The organism is Paenibacillus sp. FSL H7-0331 (genome assembly GCF_001956045.1).
Genome location: NZ_MRTH01000007.1, coordinates 62,829 through 89,265 on the forward strand (window position 1 = coordinate 62,829; position 26,437 = coordinate 89,265).

General features: G+C 49.0%; 21 protein-coding genes. 3 read left to right on the top strand and 18 right to left on the bottom strand.

Going from position 1 to position 26,437, the window contains the following annotated elements; translation table 11 throughout:
• Positions 1 to 34 precede the first annotated feature (34 nt).
• The 9 genes from BK127_RS12280 to BK127_RS12320 form a co-directional block, all read right to left on the bottom strand.
• A complete protein-coding gene (locus BK127_RS12280; protein ID WP_076230352.1) occupies positions 35 to 874 on the bottom strand; it encodes a carbohydrate ABC transporter permease in 840 nt (279 codons plus the stop codon).
• A 4-nt stretch (positions 875 to 878) separates the two neighbouring features.
• Positions 879 to 1,796 (bottom strand): carbohydrate ABC transporter permease, encoded by a 918-nt coding sequence (locus BK127_RS12285; RefSeq protein ID WP_076230353.1) that lies wholly within the window; start codon positions 1,794 to 1,796, stop codon positions 879 to 881.
• A 92-nt stretch (positions 1,797 to 1,888) separates the two neighbouring features.
• Positions 1,889 to 3,589 (bottom strand): response regulator transcription factor, encoded by a 1,701-nt coding sequence (locus tag BK127_RS12290; RefSeq protein ID WP_076230354.1) that lies wholly within the window; start codon positions 3,587 to 3,589, stop codon positions 1,889 to 1,891.
• A gap of 37 nt (positions 3,590 to 3,626) precedes the next feature.
• Positions 3,627 to 5,420: a cache domain-containing sensor histidine kinase gene (locus tag BK127_RS12295; protein WP_076230355.1), complete on the bottom strand. Its 1,794-nt coding sequence runs from the start codon at positions 5,418 to 5,420 to the stop codon at positions 3,627 to 3,629.
• A 108-nt stretch (positions 5,421 to 5,528) separates the two neighbouring features.
• Complete coding sequence (locus BK127_RS12300) at positions 5,529 to 6,311, bottom strand: DUF554 domain-containing protein (RefSeq protein WP_076230356.1); 783 nt, start codon at positions 6,309 to 6,311, stop codon at positions 5,529 to 5,531.
• Positions 6,312 to 6,390: 79 nt separating this feature from the next.
• On the bottom strand, positions 6,391 to 7,380 hold the full coding sequence (locus BK127_RS12305; protein WP_076230357.1) for an ABC transporter permease: 990 nt from the start codon (positions 7,378 to 7,380) through the stop codon (positions 6,391 to 6,393).
• Entirely contained in the window at positions 7,377 to 8,888 is a 1,512-nt protein-coding gene (locus BK127_RS12310) for a sugar ABC transporter ATP-binding protein (protein WP_076230358.1), read from the bottom strand. The genes BK127_RS12305 and BK127_RS12310 overlap by 4 nt, the downstream gene beginning before the upstream one ends.
• Before the next feature lie 78 nt (positions 8,889 to 8,966).
• A complete protein-coding gene (locus BK127_RS12315) occupies positions 8,967 to 10,049 on the bottom strand; it encodes a sugar ABC transporter substrate-binding protein (protein ID WP_076230359.1) in 1,083 nt (360 codons plus the stop codon).
• A 100-nt stretch (positions 10,050 to 10,149) separates the two neighbouring features.
• The gene (locus tag BK127_RS12320) at positions 10,150 to 11,622 is read right to left on the bottom strand and encodes a SulP family inorganic anion transporter (RefSeq protein WP_076230360.1); all 1,473 of its coding nucleotides are present in this window, start codon (positions 11,620 to 11,622) and stop codon (positions 10,150 to 10,152) included.
• A gap of 178 nt (positions 11,623 to 11,800) precedes the next feature.
• Here BK127_RS12320 and BK127_RS12325 point away from each other — a divergent pair, with 178 nt between their 5' ends.
• A complete protein-coding gene (locus BK127_RS12325) occupies positions 11,801 to 12,046 on the top strand; it encodes a hypothetical protein (RefSeq protein ID WP_076230361.1) in 246 nt (81 codons plus the stop codon).
• A 115-nt stretch (positions 12,047 to 12,161) separates the two neighbouring features.
• On the opposite strand, the gene sdaAA is transcribed toward BK127_RS12325, so the two are convergent.
• From sdaAA to BK127_RS12355, 6 genes are all read right to left on the bottom strand, one after another.
• Positions 12,162 to 13,061, bottom strand: a complete 900-nt coding sequence (sdaAA, locus tag BK127_RS12330) for an L-serine ammonia-lyase, iron-sulfur-dependent, subunit alpha (RefSeq protein ID WP_076230362.1) — start codon at positions 13,059 to 13,061, stop codon at positions 12,162 to 12,164.
• A complete protein-coding gene (gene sdaAB, locus BK127_RS12335) occupies positions 13,058 to 13,735 on the bottom strand; it encodes an L-serine ammonia-lyase, iron-sulfur-dependent subunit beta (RefSeq protein ID WP_076230640.1) in 678 nt (225 codons plus the stop codon). Before sdaAB ends, sdaAA begins: the two co-directional genes overlap by 4 nt.
• 22 nt (positions 13,736 to 13,757) lie before the next feature.
• A complete protein-coding gene (locus BK127_RS12340) occupies positions 13,758 to 14,825 on the bottom strand; it encodes a dihydrodipicolinate synthase family protein (protein ID WP_076230644.1) in 1,068 nt (355 codons plus the stop codon).
• A gap of 2 nt (positions 14,826 to 14,827) precedes the next feature.
• Complete coding sequence (locus tag BK127_RS12345; protein ID WP_372237351.1) at positions 14,828 to 15,868, bottom strand: NAD-dependent epimerase/dehydratase family protein; 1,041 nt, start codon at positions 15,866 to 15,868, stop codon at positions 14,828 to 14,830.
• A 115-nt stretch (positions 15,869 to 15,983) separates the two neighbouring features.
• Entirely contained in the window at positions 15,984 to 16,970 is a 987-nt protein-coding gene (locus BK127_RS12350; RefSeq protein ID WP_256711281.1) for a Gfo/Idh/MocA family protein, read from the bottom strand.
• A 72-nt stretch (positions 16,971 to 17,042) separates the two neighbouring features.
• A complete protein-coding gene (locus BK127_RS12355) occupies positions 17,043 to 17,819 on the bottom strand; it encodes a glucosamine-6-phosphate deaminase (protein ID WP_076230363.1) in 777 nt (258 codons plus the stop codon).
• 264 nt (positions 17,820 to 18,083) lie between these two features.
• Here BK127_RS12355 and BK127_RS12360 point away from each other — a divergent pair, with 264 nt between their 5' ends.
• Positions 18,084 to 20,363, top strand: coding sequence for an AraC family transcriptional regulator (locus BK127_RS12360; RefSeq protein ID WP_076230364.1), 2,280 nt, complete (start codon positions 18,084 to 18,086; stop codon positions 20,361 to 20,363).
• 218 nt (positions 20,364 to 20,581) lie between these two features.
• Complete coding sequence (locus tag BK127_RS12365) at positions 20,582 to 22,798, top strand: DUF4838 domain-containing protein (protein WP_144026444.1); 2,217 nt, start codon at positions 20,582 to 20,584, stop codon at positions 22,796 to 22,798.
• A gap of 115 nt (positions 22,799 to 22,913) precedes the next feature.
• On the opposite strand, the gene BK127_RS12370 is transcribed toward BK127_RS12365, so the two are convergent.
• From BK127_RS12370 to BK127_RS12380, 3 genes are all read right to left on the bottom strand, one after another.
• The gene (locus BK127_RS12370) at positions 22,914 to 24,440 is read right to left on the bottom strand and encodes a type 2 periplasmic-binding domain-containing protein (protein WP_076230366.1); all 1,527 of its coding nucleotides are present in this window, start codon (positions 24,438 to 24,440) and stop codon (positions 22,914 to 22,916) included.
• Positions 24,441 to 24,529: 89 nt separating this feature from the next.
• Complete coding sequence (locus tag BK127_RS12375; RefSeq protein ID WP_076230367.1) at positions 24,530 to 25,396, bottom strand: carbohydrate ABC transporter permease; 867 nt, start codon at positions 25,394 to 25,396, stop codon at positions 24,530 to 24,532.
• 10 nt (positions 25,397 to 25,406) lie between these two features.
• Positions 25,407 to 26,264, bottom strand: coding sequence for an ABC transporter permease (locus tag BK127_RS12380; protein WP_076230649.1), 858 nt, complete (start codon positions 26,262 to 26,264; stop codon positions 25,407 to 25,409).
• Positions 26,265 to 26,437: the final 173 nt, after the last annotated feature.

Sequence of the window (26,437 nt, forward strand, 5' to 3'; positions counted from 1 at the left end):
TTTCCTTCGGCACTTCATTATTAATTTTTTCGGATTACTTAATACCCGTGGTGGCTATGCCATCCAGAAAGTACCTTTGGAACGTAAGGAAAATCGTCATAATCGGAATCAGCGACAGTACCGACATCGCCAGCAGCGCACCCCAGTCCGACTCTCCGGCAGGGTCAAACAGTGAGCGAATACCCAACTGTACCGTGAACAGCTTGACGTTATTCAAATAAATCATTTGACTGAAAAAATCGTCCCAAGTCCAGATGAACGTAAAGATTGCCGTCGTAATCAGTGCAGGCACCAGCAGTGGGAGAATAATTTTCCAATAAATCTGACCTTGTCCGCAGCCATCTATTGTCGCGCTCTCATCGAGCTCCTTCGGAATACCACGGATGAACTGCACCATCAACAAAATGAAGAACGAGTCGTGAGCCAGCCATTTGGGAACGATCAAGGGCAAATACGTGTTAATCCACTCAAAGTTTTTGTACAAAATATATTGCGGCACCAGGGTAACATGATACGGAAGCATAATCGTTACGAGCATCATACTGAACCACAGCTTTTTGTATTTGAAATCGAGCCGGGCAAAAGCAAACGCCGCCAACGAGCAAGTAATCACATTACCCAATACGGACATAACGGAAATTTGCGCTGAGTTGGTGAAGAAGCGAAGAAACGATATCCCCTGCAGCCCTTTCCAGCCATTGATGTAATTAGTTAAAGTAAATTCCTTGGGCCACAAGGTCGTATCGGAAAAAATCAGATTGTTCGGCTTAAATGAGCTGCTGAGCAGCCATAACACGGGATACATCATCACAAGTCCTATCGCAATAATGATGAGATGCTTGACTCCGTTAGCATATGTGGATTTGGTTATCATATCGTCACCCCTTCTCTTCCTTGCCATCTCCATAAAAAACCCAATACTTTGAAGTTGCAAAAACGATTGCCGTTAAGCCTCCGATCATGACGAGCATAATCCAGGCCAGTGCGGACGCATAGCCCATGTCGAAAAAGGAGAAGCCTTTTAAATATAAGTACAACGTATAGAACATCGTCGAGTCCATCGGCCCTCCGCGTCCATCTCCGATCACAAAGCCCGGCGTAAACACCTGGAACGAATTGATGATCGTCATAACGAGGTTAAAAAACAGTACCGGCGACAGCAGCGGCAGCGTGATTTGAAAAAACTGACGGATTTTGCCGGCACCATCCACCTGGGACGCTTCGTACAAATCGGCAGGAATTTGCTTCAAACCAGCCAAAAAAATGACCATCGCTGAACCGAACTGCCAGACGGACAACGTAACTATCGTATACAGTACAAAGTTCGGATTCGCGATCCAGGACGGTCCTTCAATACCAAACCAGCTGAGAAAATGATTAAAAAGCCCGTTACCGTCGAATATTTTGCGCCAAACAATTGCAATGGCTACACTGCCGCCAAGCAATGAGGGAATATAGTAGACGGTCCGGTAAATCCCAAGTGCTCGAATTCCTTTATTCAAAGCCATAGCCACCAATAAAGCGAAGATAAGCCGCAGCGGTACGGAGAACAGCACATACTGAAACGTTAATTTCAAGGAATGATAGAACATGCTGTCATCTGTAAAAATCTGCACATAATTGTCGAATCCAAGCCACCGTGGCGAAGATAACAGGTTGAACTTGGTCATTGACAAATATAACGAACCGAGCATCGGGCCCAGCGTCAGACAGAAAAAACCGATCAGCCACGGCAGCAAAAACAAATATGCTGTACGATTCTGTCGGTATCGGGTTGGTTTGCGCGAAGATTGCATGGTGGCCTCCTAATCCTGATCTTATGGAAATGATCCGTGTGTAGTTACGAACGATAACCTAATCATACAGACTAGAGGACTTGTAATGAATTCTATTTCTTCGGCAGTTCATTATTAAATTTTTCAGGTGGACTGTGGCGACAATCGGATGGGGTTACCCCATACATACGTTTAAATTTGGAGGAGAAGTAGCTGGCGTTGGAAAAACCGGTTAATTCGGCGATATCCCACAAGCTGAGCGGTGTATCCACCAGCAGTCGTATCGCGTGGGCCATACGCACCTCAGTCACATATTGGATAAACGTTTTGCCTACCTTCGATTTAAACATCTCCGAGAAATAGGAGGAGTTGTAGCTAAAACGTTCGGCTAGCATCGTCAAATTCAATTCATACATATAATTGCTGTCAATAAACTGCAAGGCTGCCTGGATCATCGATTGCTCGGGATCCTCCGTGTCAGCCTTCACTTTATGGTCAATTTTCTGACCCAAGTGAACCAGAAAGCCTTGTGCTTTGTCGATCGTATCCAAGGCCAGCACCATATCCGGCCTTACCCACAGCTGCTCATTGGCATCCAATTGCACCCCGGCTGAATAAGCCATGGAGTCTAGCAACAGGTAAAGCTGGAGCACCAGCTTGACGAACTGCACCTGTGAATCGATAAAAGCTTCTGTCAGCTCCTTATGAACCGTCTGAGTGAACAGCTCCAATTCGCCGCGTGACAGCTGTCTTTGAATGATTTTAGCTACATCCTCGGTTAATGCAGGTCTGTTGTCTGCGAATTCCTTAGCTGTACCGCCTACATCGCTCTCGAGCAAATTCCAGGCTATCAGGGACGACATATACCCTTCCTTCCATTTGTTAAAGCCACTTATCGGCTGCCCGATGCTGATAGCAGGCTCGAACGATAAATAACTGCTTATGCTCGTACGCAGCTCTTCGACGAACGATGCAGTCGCCTCATCGTCATGGTCCAGGATAAAATGCATCAGCCCTGGATAATTCGGATCACGAAATACCTGCGGCTGACCAGTGTGAAGCTGAGCAAACTCCCGGCAAATCATTTCGAATGGAAGACGGAGCTTATCGGGTGTACGTGTATCAGCTGGGTTAGATGGGCCGGCTGCTATACAACTTGTGGAGACCGGTGAGATGATATGCTTAATGTCTAAGGATGTAGGTGCAGCTGCGCTGGTTAGCGTCTTACCTGACTTACGCTCCTTAAATCCGATGGTCAGGAAGCTGACCATCCGCTCATTCCAATCACGCAGCAAGAACAGCTCTGCGCGCTCCTGCTCGGCCTGCCCTGGTTTAAGCTCCTCCTTGACCAAATGAACAATAAAATGCTCCTTCATCTCGACATAATATTGGGAAAGCCGCCAACGTACCTCTGCCTGCTCGTTTTTGAGGTTTCTCTCCTCATTCAGCTCCTGTGTTACCTTGCGAAGAGCAGCCATCAGCTCATCCTGAGCAACAGGCTTGAGCAAATAATCACGTGCCTGATTGCGTACGGCAGCTCTGGCATAATGGAAATCCTCGTATCCGGTAATCACGATGATCCTAAGTCCTGGGTACTGCTCGTGACAGCTTTCCAGAAAAGAAACCCCGTTCATCACCGGCATATTCATATCGGTTATAACCAGGTCGATGGCGTCAGATGCCAACCACTCTAACGCTTCAATACCATTCGAAGCTTCGGCAACGACCATCAATCGCAGGCTGTCCCAGTCGGCCTTCAGCTTTAACCCGAGTCGAATTTCCGGTTCGTCATCCACAATCATGACTCGATACATGAGGGGCACCTCCTACTTTGGTATGGATAAGACTCATTCATTTCGTCAGCATCTGCTGTACAGGCAGGATCAGCTCGATCCGGGTTCCCTGACCCTGCGACGATTCGATAGTGAAGCTAAAGCGTCCTCCGTAATACAGCTGGCAGCGCGCCAGCACATTACGCAATCCGATCTGTCTGGATCCCGTATTCAAGATGTGATCGAACTGGGAGGATAGCGATTCTGCATACAGCCGCTGTATCAATTCCTCGGCTATGCCAGGGCCATTATCTTCAACGATTAGGCGTACCTGCTCCGGCTCGCTGTATACCCGGATCACAACCTTCGCTATCGTTTGATGAAGGAAGCTGTATTTGACCGCATTTTCCACCAATGGCTGCAAAATGAATTTAACCATTTGCCTGCTATCCATGTCTCCCTCTTCCTGGGTCGAAATATGAAGTCGCTCCCCGAAACGGATTTGCAGGATCGAGACGTAATGCTTCAGGTAAGTTAATTCCTCCTGCAGCGGTACCAGATCCTCGCTGATTCGAAGCGAAAACCGCATCATTTTGCCTAACGATTCGATCACTTTAACTGTATCTCCGGTGCGCTGCTGCATGGACAGACTGCTCATCAGCTCCAATGTGTTGAACAAAAAATGCGGGTTGATTTGCAGCAGCAGCGCTTTATATTCAGCCTGCTGGCGAAGCAGCTTCAGTTCAAACTCGGTTTTGATATGATGCCTAAGCTGCGTCACCATATTGCGAAATGTCGAGGTCACATATCCTACCTCATTACGGACGATCTGATCGGCAGAAATACGGCTTTCCGCATGGGCAAAGTCACCTTTTTGCACGGAACGCATCGCTGAGGCAAGTCGCGACAATGGCTTCGTAATCCCATGTGAAAGCCATGTCGCCACAAGGATTGCGCAAAGCAGCAGTAAAGTAGTAAACAGAATAATGCTATTGCGAAGCGTGTACAGCTTGGCGTACAAATCTTGCTCAGATACGATACCGACCAGCAGCCACTGATTCAGCTTTTTGTAAACCACAATATCGTTCATACCCCGGTCATTCGGTACATACAGGACACCTTGACGCGCACGTACAGTCTTGACAGCCTCTACATTTCTGATCGTTTCGGGATCGGATGCATATTCCTTTTGCGAAAGAATCGGAAGGCCGTTTTGATCCAGCAAAAAGATCGTGCCACTGTCTCCCAGATGTATCCGCTTGAGCGGCTCCAGAAAAAAATCGACACTCACATTAACCTTCATCACGCTTTTGTACAGGGAGGGCTCGAAGGTACCGATCGGCAGCAGCAAGCTCACCACCTGATAAGGCTTCGATTGTCTGGATTCGACCTGATCATTGTGAGCAGATACCCAATGGTTCCCATTCTGCATAAAATCCTTGTACCACGGCTCCTCGAGAAATTCCTTATCCGCAACCACCTGATTGCCAATGCTGATCCACAAGCCCTCTGGTCGATAAATCGACACCGAGGAAACACCTGAATAATTGTTGGTCGTCTGGGTCAAAAACCGGCTTAGCTCTATGTTGGACAGCATCTTTTCCCCTGAAGACAAAGAAGGATCAGATAACGCGATATCCCAGCTTTTGGTCACATCGCTATTATAGACAAGGGACGATAAATCATAGATTTGATTAAGCGCCATGTTGATGTAGGAGCCGTATTCGTCCATTTTCTCCAGAGCCGACGATTCAATATAGGATCTGACAATAGAACGAGATTCATTAAACAGCAGAAAGGAAACGGTTCCAAAAGAAAGCACAAGCAGCACAACAAACGAGGCAATCAAGCGATTTTTTAAGGAATAAAACATGACCCAATCCCCCTTCTCAGTTGTAAAATGCCAGGCATCCGTATCGCCAGCTTATCAAACTCTATCTCAAAAAGCACCGACAACGATTGTCAGTGCTAATCTCTCTATCTACCAGGTAGATATCCAATGAACGAAAGGAACCGCAAGTGCCGCTACGAGCACAGAGGGCAGCAGATTGGCAACGTTAATTTTGCGCAGCTCCAGCAGATTAATGCCGATACCCATAATCAAAACACCACCAACCGCCGTAATTTGCATAATGATCTCATCGAGTGCAGCCTTATCCACCAAGGAGGCGATGCCTGAAGCGGCAAGCGCTATAGCTCCCTGATAAAGAAACACCGAGATTGCCGAGAATAGCACTCCAACACCCATTGTAGAGGCAAATATGACCGTTAAAAAGCCATCCATCATTGCCTTTACATATAAAATATCATGCTGTCCACGCAGTCCGCTGTCGAGTGATCCCAGGATCGCCATCGCACCAACACAGTAAATCAATGTTGTGTTCACAAACCCAGCGGCAATCCTTCCTTGAACTTGGGCTTCTGACTGTAAATCAGCCAACTCGCTATGTTTCCCGCCTCTTGAGCGCCTGCGGATGAAACGACTTAACGCATTAACCATCCGCTCCAACTGTCGGCCCAGAGCCTCCAGATTTCGTTCCACACGCAGCAGCTCGCCCAGCAGTCCGCCAAGCACCAGACTTGCCACTATGAGCAAAAAATTCGTCGACTTCAACGTCATCGACAAACCCAGTGCTACCAAAGCCAGTCCGATCCCCTGCATCACCGTGCTGCGGATGCCCTGACTCAAGCGATTCAGCATCAGTCCCAGCAAACCGCCGACAATGATGGCTGCCGCATTAATGATCGTACCCCATAACGCCATATCGTGTATGCCCTCTCGTTCATCGTGCCTGATCCTGCAGCAGGACTGCAAGATCCAGTTGTTAACCCATTATAACCGATTATGCTGAGCGTCGGCGTGTTAAATGGATAAATGTGATAGCAAGCGCCAGTACGAGAACAAGCCCTTTAATAATATCGAACGCATAATACGGCAAATTCAGCATCGTTAATCCGTTCAGCAGCACTCCGATAAGAACAGCTCCAAAGAACGTACCAATAACGTTGGGCTTCCCGGCACCCAGCACCGAATAACCGACAAATACGGCAGCTACCGATTCCATCAATACGGGAGCACCCGCATCAATTTGACCCGATCCGACACGAGCTGCAAACAGCAGACCGCCCATAGCAGCAAAAACTCCTGACAGCACATAAGCCATCGTACGCACCCGATTGACCTGAATACCTGACAGACGCGCGGCTTCCTGATTGCCACCGGTTACATACAATTGACGTCCCCAGCGAGTATAGGTCAAAAATATGTGCACAAGCACAACCGCAATGATCATCAGCAGCACAGGGACAGGCAGACCGAACAGCTTGCCTTGGCCTATCCAGAGAAAGGACTCTGTGAATTTGCCTGGTGCCTTCGTTCCGTCCGGTAATTGCATGTTGTTATAAATGGAAAATCCTTTGGTGTACGTCTTGTGTACCCCACCGATAATGTACATGACCGCAAGTGTCGCCAATAGATCGGGGATGCGAACCTTAACGATCAACAGCGCATTTAACAAACCGATCAATACGCCGATCAGTAACGGAACCGTTAATACCAAGATGAGCGGCAGCTGATAAAATACCATCATGGAGGCCACTACAACAGTCGTAAGTGAAACCGTCGAGCCTACCGAAAGATCGAAGCCATCTACAATTTGCGAGAAGGTCACGCCTATCGCTACAAAGGTAACGATCGATATCGAACGTAATATATCGGCCAAATTGTCGTAGGACAAAAAGTTTTCATTGCTGAGAGAAAACAAAACGATGACCAGGGCAATGATCACCAATGCCCCATACTTATATGAGTAATCCAGAAATTTATCTTTCACTGAAACGTAGCCTCCCCAGCGCTCGCGTAGTACAAAATTTGTTCCTGCGTGGCTTCATCCCGACGCAGCTCTTTCACGATTTGGCCATAGCTCATAACGAGTATCCGATCCGCTATCCCCAAAATCTCGGCGATTTCGCAGGAGCAATAAATAATCCCTTTGCCTTCCCCGGCAAGTCGGCCAATCAAACGGAATATATCACTTTTGGCTCCGATATCGACGCCCTTGGTCGGCTCATCGAAAATATAGATTTGCGCGTCAGTAGGCAGCCACTTGCCGACAGCAACCTTCTGCTGGTTGCCACCGCTCAAATATTTCACCAGCTGCTCCATATTCGGCGGATGAACGCCCAGTTGCTGGATCATGGCCTTTGCATTGGCAGCTTCCTGCGACTGTTGAACAAAACCAAATCGGCTGAACAGCTTAAGCAGCGGCAGAGACAGGTTGTGCTTGACCGACTGTTCAACAAGAATACCCTGCTTGCGACGCTCCTCTGGAATCAGCGCAATGCCTTCACGCACCGCATCACTTGGATTGCTGAGCTTCAACCGCTTCCCTTGCAGCTCAATCTCTCCTCGCTCCAGCGGATCGGCTCCGAACAGCAGACGGGACAGCTCGGTTTTACCAGCTCCCACCAAGCCTACGATGCCGACAATTTCCCCGCTATGCACGGATAAGTTCACTCCGCGAACCTTGGTCCCAAGCGTCAAATCTCTCGCCACCAATAACGGCCCGCCGATCGGCACCTCTACCTTGGGGAATTCTTCCTCAAAGGTTCTGCCAAGCATCTGCTCGATGACGACTTTTACACTAGTATCCGCCGCAGCTTGGGTAGCAATAATCCGACCATCACGCATCACTGTAACCTTGTCACTGATCCGGAACACTTCATTCAAGCGGTGAGAAATAAATATACAGCCTACGCCATCAGCCTTGAGCCGTTCCATAATTCGAAATAGCTGGTCTGCTTCCTCATTGCTGAGCGGCGCTGTAGGCTCATCAAAGATAATAAACTTGGCCTTTTGCGCTAATGCACGGGCAATGAGCACCATTTGCTTTTGCGCGATGCTCAGTTCCCCAGCCTGCCTTCTCACATCAACCGTAAGTCCAATGTCGCTTAATATACGGGCGGCTTCCCGCTCGATTTGACTCCAGCTTAACCAGCCGCTGCCGTTCGTCATCCGATCCAGCATAATATTTTCCGCAACTGTAAGCTTAGGTACAAGAGCTGTATCCACTTCCTGATAAACGCATTGAATTCCACTCTGAATGGCATCGCTTGGACCGCTGATCGCAAGCGGTTTGCCGTCAATCGCGATCTCGCCCTCATCAGGCAAATAGGCACCGGACATCACTTTGATTAATGTGCTTTTGCCTGCCCCATTAGCTCCAAGCAGTGCATGAATTTCGCCTCCGCTAACCGCAAAATCAACCTGCTGCAGTGCCTTTACTCCGGGAAATGACTTGGAGATGTGACTCATTTGCAATAAGGTGATGGAATTCGTCATCCTGGCATCACGCTCCTCATTTCAATGGAAAATCCCATCGATCCAGATCGATGGGATACTAAATATCTAAAAACTCGATTATTTCTTCTCAGCTTGCTTCAACCAATCGGTGTAGCCTTGCTCGCTCTTACCCCAGCCTTTAACGTGCTCGCTCAATTGCGTTGTGGAAATTTGCGTAGCCGGCAGTTGGTCTCTCGATACGAAAACCGGGTCTAACACGATTTTATCCGGTGTTTGGTCGCCATGCAGCTTTTGGTATAAGAAACGTACTTGAATGCGTCCGATATCCTTAGGATCTACAGCAGCAGAAGCAACCCATGGGTTCTTCGTGTCCTGAATCATCTGTAAATCCTCGTCGCTCATATCGATACCGTAAATTTTGATTTCACTGCGTCCTGCTTGTTGAATCGCACGGGCAGCGCCCTTAGCGAACTCATCCCATGCAGCCCATACAGCTGTAATGTCGCCTTTGTTCGGGTATTTCTTAAGAATAGCTTCCATTTGCGCTTGGGTATCCAACGCCGTGTTGGCCGAAGCTGCTCCGAATGCCGCTACTTCCTTGATTCCTGTGTTTTTATCCATGAATGCTTTGTAAGCCACTTGTCTACGTTCCATTGGCGCGAAGCCTGCTACCCAGATCTTCACGATATTGCCTTTGCCTTCCATGTCCTTGCCCATTTTGTCGAGCGTAAGCTCAGCCATCTTTTGATCGCCTTGCTCTAATACCGTTACGCCTGGAAGCTTGATGTCCGCATCAAAGGCAATAACCGGAATCTTTTTCTCCAATGCTTTTTTCACGCCAGCTTCTAAAGCTTCTGCTGTACCGTGGTCGATCAGGATACCGTCCATCTTTTGATTGATGGCCGCATCCAGATTGGATGACATTTTGGCCAAATCGCCTTCAGCTGTAAATACCGTTACTTTACCGCCCAGCTTTTCGACCTGCTCTTTAACGCCTTCTATATATTGAGCCGAGAACGTGCCCAGGTTGATTTGCATAATCAATGCAATTTTTTTGTTCTCCAACGACACGGCACCTGTACTCGCTGCACCACTCGCAGCTTCCGGTGCTTTGGCTTCCGGTTTGGCTCCGCAAGCTGCCAAGCTCACTGCCAGAATCAGCACGAGCAATAAGGCTATACTTTGTTTAATTTTATTCATGATTACGATTCCCCCTACATCTTTTGCAAATCCTACTCTTTTACTAGGTCTTAACTCTACCACCACTATTTATAGGCTGTCAATGGTATAAATAGGATGTTCATAATATCTCTATATTTCGATACGCTTCCATCAATTGGCGGCTCTGCGGGTCGAGTCCGGTGATCGTAATTTTTTTCCCCAAAGCCCTGTATTTTTCCGTAACCTTGGTGATTGCCGTGACTGCGGAATGATCCCAAATATGAGATCCTTTAAGGTCAATCATGATATGATCGGGGTCTGTATGCGGCTCGAATAGCTCAATAAAATGGGTCATCGTACCAAAAAATAACGGCCCCGTTATCACATACTGCTTAAGAGCTTCCTCATATTTGAATAGATTCGACTCCTCGCGAATAATTACCTGACAGTTCAGCTTCGCCATTCTCCAGCCAAAGTTGAGCGCACTGAGTACGACTCCCGAAACGACGCCAATTGCCAGATTCGATGTAGCCACAACAATAGCCACCGTCAGCACCATCACCACTGCATCACTGCGAGGGATTTTGCCCAGAGTCCGAACCGCTCCCCAATCAAAAGTTCCGATCGACACCATGAACATCACACCAACCAGCGCTGCCATCGGAATTTGCTTCACGATATCGCCAAGCACAAGAATCAAGAATAGAAGAAACACCCCTGAAACGAGCGTTGACAGCCGCGTCCTGCCGCCAGACTTGATGTTAATGACCGTTTGTCCGATCATCGCACAGCCTGCCATGCCACCAAACAATCCATTGATCATATTGGCAATCCCTTGTCCACGAACCTCGCGGTTTTTGTCACTGCCAGTTTCCGTCATTTCATCGACAATGGTTGCGGTCAGCAAGGATTCCGTCATGCCAACAATCGCCAACGCCAGAGAATAAGGCAGTAGGATCAGCAGTGTATGCCAGGACCACGAAATTTGCGGAATATGCAGTAAAGGCAGCGCCTGTCGAATCTCGCCCATATCGCCTACCGTGCGAATATCAAGCTTCAGTGCTATCGCAACAACCGTCATCACGATAATCGCCACCAACGCGGAGGGCACTACTTTAGTTAGAAGCGGAAGCAAATAAATGATCGCGAGCGTCCCTGCTACCATCGCATACATCGGCCAGGATTCACCGACAAAATTGGGCAGCTGCGCCATGAAAATAATAATGGCCAACGCATTCACAAACCCGATAATAACCGAATGCGGAACGAAGGTAATAAACCTTCCTACCTTAAATACGCCAAGAATAAGCTGGAGCAATCCGGTCAGTACCGTTGCCGCGAATAAATAGTCCAAGCCGTACTTCACGATAATCGGCCCCATTAATGAAGCCATAGCTCCAGTTGCCGCCGAAATCATGCCGGGTCTACCGCCCACAATCGAAATGGTGACTGCAATCGTGAAGGACGCGTACAGCCCTACCATCGGGTCTACACCCGCCATAATCGAAAAAGCAATTGCCTCAGGAATCAAGGCGAGTGCTACCGTAATACCGGATAATACATCATTGCGGACATTGCCAAAGAAACCTTGTCTAAGCCACTGCACAAACAAAACGAATCCTCTCCCTATTTAATTGTTGTAGCTCTCCACTCTCAGGATTGCCGGGTCCGATGCTCACTGTTTTCGATTATATACGTTTTGTCGGAATATGCATAGAGTGATTAGGCTGCAGGAAACGCGCGCATACTAACGAACGAAATCACTATTATTTAGGAGGGGAAGGGTACACATGGCTGAGGACAAGAGCATGGAGCCAGTTTCAGGACATGAAGTGGAGACAGACGGTATTTATGAAAACGAATGGGGACGCGAAGAAACGTTGAAACGCGGAGATGAATTTCCTTATGATCCGGTAATGGGACAAACAGAATGGAAGCTCGTCAGCCTGCCGCTTGAAAGCCAGGAGCGGGAAATGTATAAGGATACAACCGGCAATACGAAGCCCCGACTTCATGTAGACCGCGGTGACAAATAACAATACTCTTTCGGGGAGTTAAGCCAGCATGTTATAAGACAGTTCCGTGAAAGGGACTGTCTTTTTTGAGGATTGGAGCTGAATTGTTTGCGCAAGGGGGTTGCTATCAGCTTCGTCATGGCTGCGGCTCCTCCTTGCTTTGTGTACCATACAGCTCCTTCATCAGTCTCTTGCCTGTTGGCGTCTGAGCAAGTCCGCCCTTGGCCGTTTCTCTGTGTTTCTCAGGCATGGCCGCACCAACCTCCAGCATCACCTGGATGACCTCATCCGATGGGATCACGCTGCGCACACCGGCTAAAGCCATATCTGCTGCGGCCAGTGCCGTTGTCGCACCGAAGCCGTTGCGTACGATGCAGGGAATTTCAACAAGTCCACCGACAGGATCGCAGATCAGACCGAGCGAGTTTTTGAGCGCTAGGCCCACGGCGTGGATCGCTTGAGCGGAGGTTCCACCTCTCAGCTCGACCAACGCACCTGCCGCCATGCCGATGGCTGAGCCGATCTCCGCCTGACAGCCGCCTTCGGCGCCGGACACGAATGAATTATTGGCGATCACATAACCGATCGCGCCTGCACTGAACAGCCCGGCGACCATGTGCTCGTCGCTCCAGCCGAATCGTTCCTGGGTGCTGACAAATACACCGGGGATAATCCCGCAGGAGCCTGCGGTCGGCGTCGCTACAATGCGTCCCATCGACGCATTGACCTCTGACACCGCAAGCGCGTATGCCATCGCTGTCGCAGCGGCTGGGCCAAGCAGCGGCTCTTCCTTGGCCATATAAGCCGTAACACGCTGCGCATCGAAGCCGGTTAATCCGCTTCGGGAAGGCGTCGGCTCGAAGAGGCCTTTATGAACGGCCTGTTTCATGATGCTGTAGTAATCAGCCATCTTCGCGAATTCCTCCTCGGGCGGACGGCCAGACTCCTTGGCTTGATCATGCAACATAACAGCGGAAATCGGCTGCCCTTCTGCCTGACAGATTGACGATAGCTGATCCAAGGTTTGAAACCTCATGAATTCCCCTCCCCCCAGTCGATGATTCGTACATCCTGCACATCCGCTAATTGGCCTAATCGCTCCTGTAATCCAGCTGGAAATGAACCATCGGTCTCCACGACCGTCAAGGCGTCCCCTTTGCGTTCCTTACGATCAACATCCATGTACCCGATATTGATATCCAATTCACGGAGCACACCGGAAATATCCGAGATCATCCCTGTACGGTCCGTATGAAAAACAAGCAGTGTCGGATAAACCCCGCTGAATCTGACGTCGAAGCCATTGACCTGCTCCAGCTCGATATTGCCGCCTCCAATCGATGCGCCGCGGATGGCCATTTGCTGGTTACCGCAGCCCAAGAGGATCAAAGCCGTATTCGGATGCTGGGCTAAGCCGCTGCTGGGTGTTATCGTAACCCGTATACCTAGGCGCTCCGCATTCTCCAACGAATCCCGGACACGGGGATCGTCAGGCTCGTAATCCAACAGGCCAGCAATCAACGCCAAATCCGTCCCATGACCCTTATACGTATCAGCAAAAGAACCGTAGAGCTGAATATCTACCCATTCCGGCTGAATAGCCAGCAAGCGGCGGGCCACTCTTCCGAGCCGGACCGCCCCCGCGGTATGCGAACTGGAGGGTCCAACCATGGCGGGGCCAATGATAGAGAATACATCCTTAAATCGCATCATGCTGTCCCTCTCTTCCACTCTAGTCCAACCACTCCGCCAAATGGCTTTTCACAAACTCATCATCGTTTAAATGAGGGTAATCGCGGTACATCCGCTCAATTTCCTCCGCCTGCCCAGGCGACAACGTTTCATGTGGATTCAGACACCATGTTCCTTCCAACAGCCCCTGCCGTCTTAACACCTCATGGATGCCTGGAATGCAGCCTGCAAAAGCATGCGCCGGATCAAAGAAGGCCGCATTGGATTCCGTTACTTCAATATTACGCGTCAGCCAGGCCGAATCGATAGATTGCGATTGACGGGCTGCCTTGATTTCCTCCAACAGCTCTACCGCTTTCTGCGTCCACACCGCCCAATGACCCAACAATCCGCCAACTATTGTTTTTTCCACGGATACACTATTAACGTTGAAGCGATAAGTCGTCAACAAATCATTGATGATGTTGTCGTCATTTCCCGTGTACAGCGCGATTTCATCGCGGCGGCTTGAATAACATACGGCGCGCACGACATCAATCGTCTGATACCGGTTGAAAGGAGCCATTTTGATCGCGACAATTCCGGGAATTTCGGCAAAGCGCCGCCAAAAATCGAAGCTGAATATGCGCCCCCCAACAGATGGCTGCAGGTAAAAACCAATGACAGGCATTACCTCCGCTACGGCTTCGGTTCTGCGCAGTATTTCCTCCTCTGACCAGCCCTGCAGACCGCCCATACTGAGCAATCCAGCGTCATAGCCGAGTCTGGCAGCAAGCTCAGCCTCGGCCAAGGCCTGATCGGTGAAGCCGCAAATTCCGGCAATCTTCAGAAACGGTCGGGTCAACCGAGCATTGTCCACTTCCTCCGCAGCCAGACGCAGCACCGGCTCCAGCAGATTGTAGCGTTCTTCCCTGATTTCAAATTGCGTGGAATGGACAGCAACAGCAATACCTCCGGCTCCTGATGCCATATAATATCGGGTCAGCGCGCGCTGCCGCTGCTCATCCAATTGGCGCGAGCTGTTCAAAGCAAGCGGGTGCGCCGGGATCACCAATCCGCTGTGGAGCGCACGAAGCTGTTCGGCTGACAAGTTTTTATGAGCTGCCATCATTAGTATTTACCGTCTCTTTCCTGAAAATGTGTGGGCTTATTCCAGGTGGACCCGCCTTCTTTCACCCATTGTGCTATCCAATCGATCATCTGCAGCAGCGACACACGGGGATATCCAAACAGCTGATGGGATTTGGAGGCATTATTCAGAAGCGCCATATCCGATTCCTCACCAATAAAAACCGGCTCCTTATCCAAACGTTTGCCGAACTGTTCAGCTATCCAGCGCATCGACATCGTTTCGGGTCCGGTGACGTTGATAAAATTGGGTGGACTGGTACACACATTCAGACTGCGCAGTGCGATTTCATTGGCATCTCCCTGCCATATACAGTTAGCATGGCCCATGGTCACATCAATCGGTTTGCCGGATTGTACGGATCTGGCTACCTCCAGCAAAACCCCATACCGCAAATCAATTGCGTAATTCAAGCGATAGATAACCATTGGAATAGCGTAATGATGGGAAAAATGCTCGAAAACCCGTTCCCGTCCAAGCGTCGACTGCCCATACTCACCGAGCGGCGCCGGAGAAGTCTCCTCTGTTGCACCACCTTGGAATACCGGGGTAAACGGATAAATATTGCCGGATGAAAACACGACGATACGGGAGTTGCGGAACTTCTCCGCGACACGGCCAGGCAGATAGGCGTTCATCGCCCATGTAAAATGCTCGCGTCCGGTCGTGCCGAATTTATTGCCAGCCATGTAAATGATATTTTTCACGTCAGGTAGCTGCTGCAGCTGCTCGTCATCCAGCAGATCGCAGGCTATTGTGCGAACACCTTCTTGTTCCAGCTCGTCCTTCAGCGCTTTATCAGAAAAGCGTGATACACCCCAGATTGTTTTTACGACACCTGCGCGACGTAACGCGTTCATGGCGAGGCGCGCCAAACTTGGACCCATTTTACCGCCAATGCCAAGAAGCATAATATCACCGTCAACTTGCGCTAAATCGTGTACCAAAGCATCTGACGGCTCGGCAAGCTTTTGTTCCAATTGTTCGATGGTTTCTATAGCTGGTTGTGCCTGATTAATCATCGTTTAACTCTCCTTTAGACTTATTCCTATGTGAATTCATACAATTGGTCGGCTAAGTAGAGGAAGAGGCAACCTCAGAATCCCCTCTAGACTATAGACCCGCCGTTTATACCGGTCAGATCAATTCCTGCTCCGTTCCCGTTTCTGCAGAACGGTACACCTGCTCTATAGCAGCAATGACGCTGCGGCCGTAGTCTCCTGAGCATTCCGGGTCGCGTGCTTCACGAATCGCGTCGCGAAGCTCCCTGTACTGTAGCTCGAACGGAGTTGCTATTGCATTCACTTCGACTGGTTCATAGGCGCCTCCCCGACTGATCCAGAGGTCTTGGCCCGTGTTCAGCTTTAGCATACCGCCAGTGAATATAAGCTCCGTCTCATTGCGCGACGCCCCTGGGTAGCCGGACTGAACAATCGTAGCAGGGATACCGTTGTCCAGCTCCAGCCAAATGATACCGCTGCCCTCCACGTCGCCTCGCTTGCCGTGATGACTGACCGATGCCCGCACCCGACGGACATAGCTGTCGGTTAACCATTGAATCTTGTCGATGGAATGTGCGCCCAGATTCGCCAGGATACCACCACCGGACTTCGCTTTTTCAAGAAACCACTGTGGTCTGCTATCTTTATAATAATGAATATGCCGGGTATCATTGATCATCACCAGTTCGCCAAGCTCTCCACTATTCAGAATCGCTTTAGCCGCCAGATTTTCAGCCATATAGTGCTGCGTATGCCCGACCAGAATTCGAATATTCCCTCTATGCGCGGCTGCAATGATCTCATCGCACTCCGTAGTGGTAAGCGCCATTGGCTTTTCCAGCATCAGATGGCACCCGCGTTCGGCCGCGTACAAGGCGGTTTCTTTATGCAAAAAATGCGGCAGGGCAATCGCTGCCACATTCGGTTGTTCGGTTTCCATCATCTCGCGGTAATCGGTATAAGCTCGAACGCCATAACGTTTGGCTGCCTGTTCGGCTTTATCCTTGTTGATATCCACGACCGCGCAGGGCGTGTAGCCTTCCGTTCTCTGCATGGCCTCAAAATGCTGGTCCGAAATAATCCCGGCCCCAATTACGGCAGCTTTTAAATCCATCGATTTCATCCTCCGTCAGTGCTCCTTCCAGCAGGGCTCACAATTCTCACTGATACTAAATCAACGATCAAGCAGCCCTTTTTACTTCATGCCATAAGAGGCCTTGTCAACATACAGCATGCAGTTCATGTGCCGACGCAGGATGCTTGCCGGACACGCCGTCGAGATCGGTCCGTTCAACGTTTGCTGCACCGCTTCCCGTTTGGTCGGACCCGGTACCACGCAGAACAGCTGCTTGCCGGCTACCAGCGCTGGAATGGTCAACGTTAAGGCATGCTTCGGCACATCCTCAAGCCCAGCAAAACAGCCGTCGTTCACCTGCTGCTGCCGACATTCCAAATCGAGCTCCACAGATTTAACCAGCAGTGGATCCGTAAAGTCTGCAACCGGTGGATCGTTGAACGCGATGTGCCCGTTCTCCCCGATGCCCAGACACACGATATCAATCGGAGCTTCAGCCAACAGGCCACTGTACCGCTGCGCCTCCACAGCAATATCCGCCGAGCTGTCGATAATATGAACCTTGCCCGGACGCACGATATCAAACAGCCGATCCTTCAAAAATTGACCAAACGCCTGCGGGGCATTGGCCGGAAGTCCAATATATTCGTCCATATGAAAAGCGGTGACGCGGTTCCAATCGATATCCTTGTCTGCGGCCAACGCCTGCAGCATCTCGTTTTGTGATGGCGCTGCAGCAAAAATCATTCGTACTTCGGATTGCGAGCCCAGCAAGCTTTTTATCCTGTCGGCTACATCAACAGCAGCCCGCTGCCCCATAGCGGCTCTTGTTTCGAATACTTTTACCTTTAACTGATCCGCATCGGTTTCAACAATCGTTCCCAGCCTGCTCATCATTAATCTCCTCCTGGAATTCGATAATAACGCGGAATTCCAACTCCGCTTGGCTTAGCTAGCTTAGCTTAAGGCCATTGTATTCCCTATCCAAGGCTAAATAAACGGACATCTTTTTAAAAAGCACACCATTTCCTTCTGACCTGAAAAAAAGAGCATTTCCTGAAAAATGAATATAGCGCAAAAGAGGATATCGATTTAAAGTATGTAATAATGAAAGAACACAAAAACCGCCTGCATGGAGCAGCCCACAAGGAGGACAACAGCATGAGCACTTTACTGGATATCAAAGAAAAGTCACGTTCTCTGTTTAATAAATTGTTATTCAGTTTTTTGGTCATTATCCTCTTGTTCACCACTTTTAATTTCGTCTCCTATGCTTTTTTCCGCAACAATTTATATGACGAGATCATTCGTTACAATACACTCAACCTGAATCATACCGTCGATAATTATGAGAATCACCTTCATCTGCTCCAGACAACTTTACTGAGCGAGCTATTCAGCACTTCAGCCATCGCGTTGGAAAGCAGCCGGGATCAGCCCAGCTACTCGACTGTCGTCGATCTCAACAACGAGCTTCGCGTCATGATGGGGAACGAACCTTTATTTCTGGATAATGTCATTGTGCAGTTCCAGAACCTGAAGATTGCCATTGACAAGAACGGTTCCCACCAGTCTGCGGATTTGTTTGATAAATATTATGAATCCCAGCTGTACACCAAGGAATTCTGGAGAGCTGAGGCTTTAAAACCGTTCAGCTTTCAGCTGTATCCAGCTGCCGAATTTTCGCAAAAGAAGGTATTCGATCCGTCACCGGGCCAACAGCAGCTTCTGCCGATTATGGTCAAAAAGTCAGGCAGCTCGAATACGACGATTTTAGCCTTTCTCGACGCCAGTAAAGCTTTGAAAAAGTTCCATCAATCGATCAACAGTAATTTTCTGATTCTGGACAGCAGCGGGAAAGTGATCTACAACGTAGGGGATACGTCATTACTGGACAATCTTCCGGATTTCAGCAAATCGGATAGTCTGTTCATCAAGCACGATAAAAATTTATACTTTTATAAGGCTTCTCCAGAGTCAGGGCTGATTTATGTCAATATCGTACCGGAGCAAAGCATCTCCCAGCAAACGACGCAGATGAACGTCATATTGATTTCCCTACTGGTGATCGCGATTATTATAAGCGTCGGTACTTCCATTTTTTTCAGTATGAAATTCAACAATCCGCTGAAACGTATCGTTCAATCGGTTACCGAGCTTAATGCCAGCGCGCCACCTACCTTTCAAATTAGGGAATTCAATATTATAAGTCAGCGGCTGGCCCAGCTCGCCCAGTCCGATCGTAATGCCAAAGCCGACCTGTCGCATAAAGACTCCCTGCTGCAATACTATTCGTTCATTAATAAAATCAAAAACATCCAGACCCATTCCGACGTTCCACAAGAGGAAAAACCCGATATGCTGGAAAAACCGTTCGTTATGACGGCGTTCCAATTAACCTACAAGGAGGACTTCGAGGGAGTCACGGAGTTCGGCAAGGACAAGGCCTCTTATTATGTGAAGGAATTTATTCAGATGACGATGCTCAAGGAGTATGAAAATTCGCTAACGTTCCAAATGGAGCAGGATATGATCTTGACGCTGATATTTGCAGATCCTGTCTTGGACGAACGGCTTCAGCAAACACTGCTGCATATTAAGCAGGTGCTTGATCTTGATAATCAATATATATTTCTGACGATTGCGGTCAGCGATGTTTTCCCGGAATCTGCTAATTTCACCGCTGCTTACGAGCAGTCGTTGGGACGGCTTCAAAAAAGGAAGCTTAACGAGGAAACGCAGATTATCGCTCCGTCCACCACAGCAGAAACTCCCATTCACCACTGGGGCTTTACTTCCCTGGAGGATCAGGATTTCATGGTTCATCTGCATGCCGGAAATGCTGCCCAGACGATAACACTCGTTCATCGTACTCTGGACCGAATGCAAAAAAACGAAGTGACCGCGCACGCATTTATAGATTTTGCCCAGGAGATTGTGAGCAAGGTGAACAAAACACTAATCACGCTGCAGCTCGATATGCAGCTATCTGCTGATTCTCCCTCCCCCGGTGAGCAAATCCGCAGCTGCTATACGCACGAACAGTTTAAAGACTTCCTGAGCGGTTATCTTTCCTTAAGCGCAGAGCTGATTCAGAAGAAAAAGGAAGGCTACGACCATATCACGAAGTTTATGACCGAATATATGGAATCCCATATCGGGGAGGACTTGTCGCTGGATATTCTCGCCGATAAATTAAAGGTATCTGCCGCCTATTTGTCCGCTTATTTCAAGGACAAGACCGGAATCAACTTCATCGACTATCTGAACGATCTGCGCATCCGCAAAGCGAAGGAGATGCTGCTTGGCAGCGACGCCAAGATTCAGGATATTGCCGTTAGCGTTGGTTATCAGAGCGTCAACTCCTTTATCCGCATGTTCAAGAGATCGACGGGAATGTCACCGGGTGAATTCCGCAAATCCTCGTTAACCGAGTCTTGAATCTGAAGCCTTTCGCCGGACTGTCAGTAGTGCGACAGCTGACGGTTTTTATAGCAAGTTTTAAAAATGTGCATTTTATTGAAAAAGGTACATTTGCGATTGTATGTAATCGAAGCAGATTCGAAAAACGGTCTATAGCCGAAGGTTTCAGAATTTCGTATAGTGGACTTACAGCAGCATTCAGCCATGCTAAGCCCCTACGAAAGGATGAACACAAGATGAACATTCTGTATTCAGGAACAGAGCCTGTACAGCACCTAGCGATGCCCATTATCGTAGATAAAGGAGCATTTGCTACAATTCGTGAGGCCGCATTTGCGGAGCAGGAAATCGATTGGTGGGACGAGTCCAATCCACAAGCGCTTCACTGCACGCAATGCTTTGCTGCGGTCGAGCTGCGCAGCCACCTTTGCCTGTTAACCGGAGTGGATGAACAGGATGAACGTTATTTCCCGCTGCGCGACACCGATGAGCTTGAGGACATGGAGCCGCTTCAATGCGACGGCATCCTTGTCGGAACACCGGCAAGCAGCCGATTTGCCCAGCAGCTTTGGGACCATCACGAGCTGGCGCGGCGCTACGAATGGGACAGCCTTTCCGCTGAAGGCTTCTGTGCGGTAACGGTCAACAACCAAGGCGGCAAGCTGCTTCTACTAGCCGGCCGGGACCGTGTCGGCACCTTGTATGCGGTGTATGCTTTTCTGGAAACGCTCGGCTTCCGCTGGTTCGGACTCGGCGAGCAGGGCATGGTGGTACCTGCCTCGGTGAATTTCACCCTGCCGGACACAGATATATGCGAGGCCCCGCGCTTTCGGACAAGGGGCTGCTACAGTGAGCATATCGATGACTCCTCGGCGGACCTGACCAACTGGATGGCGCGCAACCGCGTCAATTTTGTATTTCTCGATCGCATACACAATCCTCACGCATTGAAAAAACGGGGTATTCGCCTTTGCGCCGGAGGCCATAACATCCTATCAAGATTTTTGAACCCGCATGCCCCCTATCCATACCCTCCGTCTCATGGGCCCGGTCATTCCACTGCCATAATCGACAGCCGACCGACTTATTTTGAAGCCCATCCTGAGTGGTTCGGGCTGGTCAACGGTGAGCGCAGCGCCAATGTCGGCGCAGGCGACCGTGAAGGCTATGGGGACAACTATTGTACCACCAATGCCGATGCCACCGACGAGCTGTGCAGCAATGTGGTAGAGGATCTCATATCCGGTGACTGGAAGCAGGTTGATTACTTAAACTTCTGGATGCTGGATAACGGACAATGGTGCTCCTGTGAGCAGTGCGAAACGACAGGCAACTATGCGTACAAAATGATTCTCGTCACCCATCGACTGCGCCAGTTTATCCGTCAGGCCATCATGGACGGGCGGTTGAAGCGGGATGTGAAGATTTTGTTCCCCGTCTACCACGAGACGCTGCCCGCACCGGACCGACCATTGCCGGAAGATTACGATTATGCCAGCTGTTACCCAACTTATTTTCCAATTGAGCGCTGTTATGTCCACCGTCTGGACGATGCAGTATGCACCGAAACCAATGCGGATTTAATGAGCACGTATCGCCCCTGGACAACCGATCTGAACCGGCATTACCGCGGTGAGCTGTATATCGGCGAATATTACAATGTGGGAGCCTTCGCCACGATTCCGGTTCCGTTCATGACGATCATGAAGCAGGACATCCCATTTTATTACCGGACCGGTATCCGACACTTTCATTACATGCACATGTCCGACCAAAAATGGGGTACCCTGACTCTCACCAACTACCAGCTGTATAGAATGCTGTGGAATCCAGAGCTGAATGTAGAAGCACTGCTTGATGATTACTTCACTCAGTATTATGGAGAAGTCGCAAGGGAGATGCGCCATTTCTATGAATCATTGGAGACCGCGATGCGCAATGCCAAGTTCCTGAAGCATTATCAATACCTCGGAGACCGGCGTCTATCGCTCGCAGCTCTGTTGAATCAGGATGCAGAAATCCTGTTTCCGCTTAAACACATGCAGTACGAGCAGCAGTCAGATGATCCTAACGCAGGCATCAGCCTTGTGCAAACGATGGATCTGCTGGCCTACTGCCGCAAGCTGATAGACGATGCACTGCTTCATGCTAAGAAAGACGAGGTTATAACGCGGCTTCTGGAGGACGAGATGCGATTCACCTATCTCGAAGACATGACCCATTACCTCTACTATATGGTGCGGACGAACAGGTTCAAATGGTCCGGACGCCACAAGCTGGCGAAGCGCAGCTTCACTCATGCGCGGCACTATGCCAAGAGATTGGAGCACAACACGGAAGCGACCAAGCCTACTGGCCGATTCAAGCTGTATGATAATGCGTTGAAGGCGAGCTGGTGCGAGGACGCTTACCGGAATTACATGCAACTGTTCGGTAATGGTACAGAGGATTAAATGCGAATGCGACTGACCAGCGAGATAAGACGAGTGAGTGACACAGTCCCCACATAAGAATGAATAAAGCTCCAAAACCACTATGAAGGTGGATTTGGAGCTTTATTTGACTATTTCAAAGTATCTTGTCCGTACGCTCATAAGCCGTCTTGTAAATAGCTTTGATTTTATCCAGACCCAGCTTATTTTGCTCGGCAACAAATTGATCCCATTCCGCCATTTTTCTTTCACCCAGAATGAATTTGGATAAATTCTCGTCCCTGCTTTTTTCCAGCGCTTTACCGGTTGTCGAAATGATTTCAAGCTCATTTTCATTGAATGATGGCTTCGGTCTATACTCGGAATCATATTTACGCGCTTCCGGGTAAGCCGCTTGCAGCTCCTTGGAGGAAAGGGACAGATGCGCGTCATAATCAATCCATTGGTAGGTGCCATAAGTAGCCAATCCGGTTTTCTTACGCAGATCGGTTACATCGACAAAGTCGGCTTTCATTTTCTTTGTGCCGTTTTCTACCGTGTACGATTCACCTTCTTTGCCCCAGCTTGCCATCGTTTTGCCTTCCTCGGAGTAGAAGAAATCCATGAATTTCATAATATCCTTCACATCCTTGGCCTTCGAGGCAATGACGAAGCCTCCGGTGACTGTGTGCGTATAAGCGTTCTGCTGCTTGCCGTTCGCTCCCCCAGCAGGCGGTGCCATCAAGGCTACCGTAAACTGCGGATTTTCTTTGCGCATCGCCAGATTGAAGAAGTCGATCCGTCCGATATAATCCACGGTGATAAAGGACTTGGAACCGGCCATCATATCCTGCCATTGCTTCGTTTCAAGCGTAAGAAAATCCGGTGGAATCAGCCCATCCTTGTAAAATTTGTTCATATACTCGATCATCGTCTTGAATTCGTTCTCCGTCGGGCCGTAGCGAACATCCTTTTTCGCCTTGTCGTAGAAGAAATCATCATGCGTGCCAAAGCCAGGGGCCATATATTTCAGGATCTGCAGACGGTTTCCGCCGATTCTGAAGGAGAGCGGGTAGCTGTCCGGGTACTTCGCTTTTAATTGCTTCAATACCTCATATAACTCATCGTAAGTCGCCGGAGCTTTAAGCCCCTCCTTTTTGAAAATATCATCGCGGTCCATCCAGATTGTCCGGTTCGTCTCACCAAAGCCCTCGTTCGGGAACTGATACATCTTGCCGTCAGCCGCAATCGCTTCCTTTGTAATATCCGGATATTTCTCCATCCACTTTTTGAAATTCGGCATTTGGTCCTTATAATCCAGAATATTGACGAACGCGCCCTGCTGGCCGAATTTATTCGCCTGCTGCAGATCCTTAACGATCATCAGGTCGGGAATTTGACCGGAAGCAACGGCCAGATTAACAGCTTCATCCGTCTTGCCAGGTGGCGTGCGCACATCCAGAGTTACACCCGTTTTCTCCTCGATCCACTTCCAGGCCGGCCAGTCCTTGCTATAAGGCCAGCTTGGATTGGACTCCGTGAGCATGGTGAACGTTTTTTTGACAGGAGGGCTGTTAGGAACCGCAGCTTGTGGGGTTTCTTTCGTTTCACCACCAGAAGCACATCCGGTAACCAGCGATAATCCTACAACCGACGACAACAAGATTGAACCCTTTTTACTCATGCGTCTCACCTCATTCATATGATTATACTCTTTAAGAGCGTGTCTCCAAAGTTCATACAGATTTGATGCATATGGCCTTGTCCTGCTGCTCAGCCCTTCACAGCACCAATTAGAGCCCCTTTGACGAAATACTTTTGCAGAAACGGGTAAATCATCAGAATCGGTAAGGTTGCCACCATAATAACGGTATACTTCAGGGACTCCTCGACAATCACGTTATCACCGCCAATTCCGGTAGACTCCCCATAGCCGCTGGCGCCTGCCAGCACGATACTTCGCAGCACGACCTGAAGCGGGAACAGTTTCTCATCGGTCAGATACAGAAACGGCAGGGTAAAGTTATTCCACAGCGCGACTGCATAATACAACCCGATTGTCGCAAAAGCCGCTTGGGATAAAGGAATGACAATTCTGATAAAAATTCCAAAGTCGGTCAGTCCGTCCATTGTCCCGGATTCCTCAAGCTCGACCGGAACATTCTGGAAGAAAGTGCGCATAACCAGCAGGTTAAATGAGTTGACGGCTCCCGGCAGCACCATTGCCCACAACGTGTCCATCAAACCAAAGCTTTTGACAACGAGAAACGTCGGGATCATTCCCCCGCTGAAAAACATCGTAAAAATAATGATCAAGGTGAATCCCTTATGAAATACCATCCTTTTCTTGGATAAAGAGTACGCCCCCATTGCCGTAATGACCAATGAAATCAAGGTACCTAACACTACATAGAGGATCGTATTGCCGTAGGCGCGCATAATCCTCGGATCACTCAGCACCATTGTATACATATCAAAGTTCAGTCCCTTGGGGAATAGCGTGACCTCGCCGCGGAGCACGAAAATATCCTTACTGAGTGAAATCGACAGCATGTACCAGAACGGATAGATGGTGACAACAGCTACAAACAGCAGGATCACCACGTTAACAGCGGAAAACAAACTCCATTTTTTCTTCAACTCATCTCACCTACCATAGGCTGTTTTCTGAAAGCTTGCGGCTCACATAATTGGCCGAAATGATGAATACCAAACTTACCAAACCCGTGAATAAATCGATTGCGGCGGCGTAGCTGAAATTGGAATTAGTCAAACCGACTCTGTATACATAGGTACTGATAATATCAGCGGTTTCATAGGTAGCCGGATTGGACAGCAGGAATACTTTCTCAAACCCGATTTCCAGCACCTTGCCCACATTCAATATAAACACAATCGTAATCGCCGGCATAATGCCAGGCAGCGTTACATGAATCAATTTATGAAACCGATTCGCTCCATCGATATCCGAAGCTTCATACAATTGCGGGTCTATGGCCGTTAATGCCGCTAAATAAATAATCGTTTCCCACCCAAAATGCTGCCACACATCCGAGGACACGTAGATTGTACGAAACCAGCCCGGATTCACGAGGAAGTTAATCATGTCGAAGCCGGAAGCCTTGATCAACTGATTAACCAGGCCTGAGGTCGGAGACAGGAACAAAACCACCATACTGGCGACAACGACATTGGATATAAAATGGGGCAGGTAGCTCGCCGTCTGCACAAATCTTTTGAAGGCTGCATGTTTCATTTCGTTCAACAGTAGAGCAAGCGTAATCGGAACGGCAAATCCGAACAGCAGCTTATATACGCCAAGTAAAATCGTGTTTCTCATGAGAATGAAAAAATCGGGATTTTCAAAAAACATCAAATAATATTTGAAACCCACCCAGCTGCTTTCCCATATGCCCCGGTACAAATTGTAGTTTTTGAATGAAATCACAATTCCAAATATCGGCAGGTACTTAAATAAGAGGTAATACAATAGACAAGGTAAAAACATCCAGATCAAATATTTGCTGCTGCGCCACTTTCGTTTGAGAACCGTAAACCGGCTTGTGCGCTTCTCGACAAATTGCGAACCCGCATCGCCAGTCACAAAACGGGATTGCATAAGCGTAACCTCCTTCTAAAAGCGATTGTCCATGTACACGATCTTCATGATGCTTGTGTGAC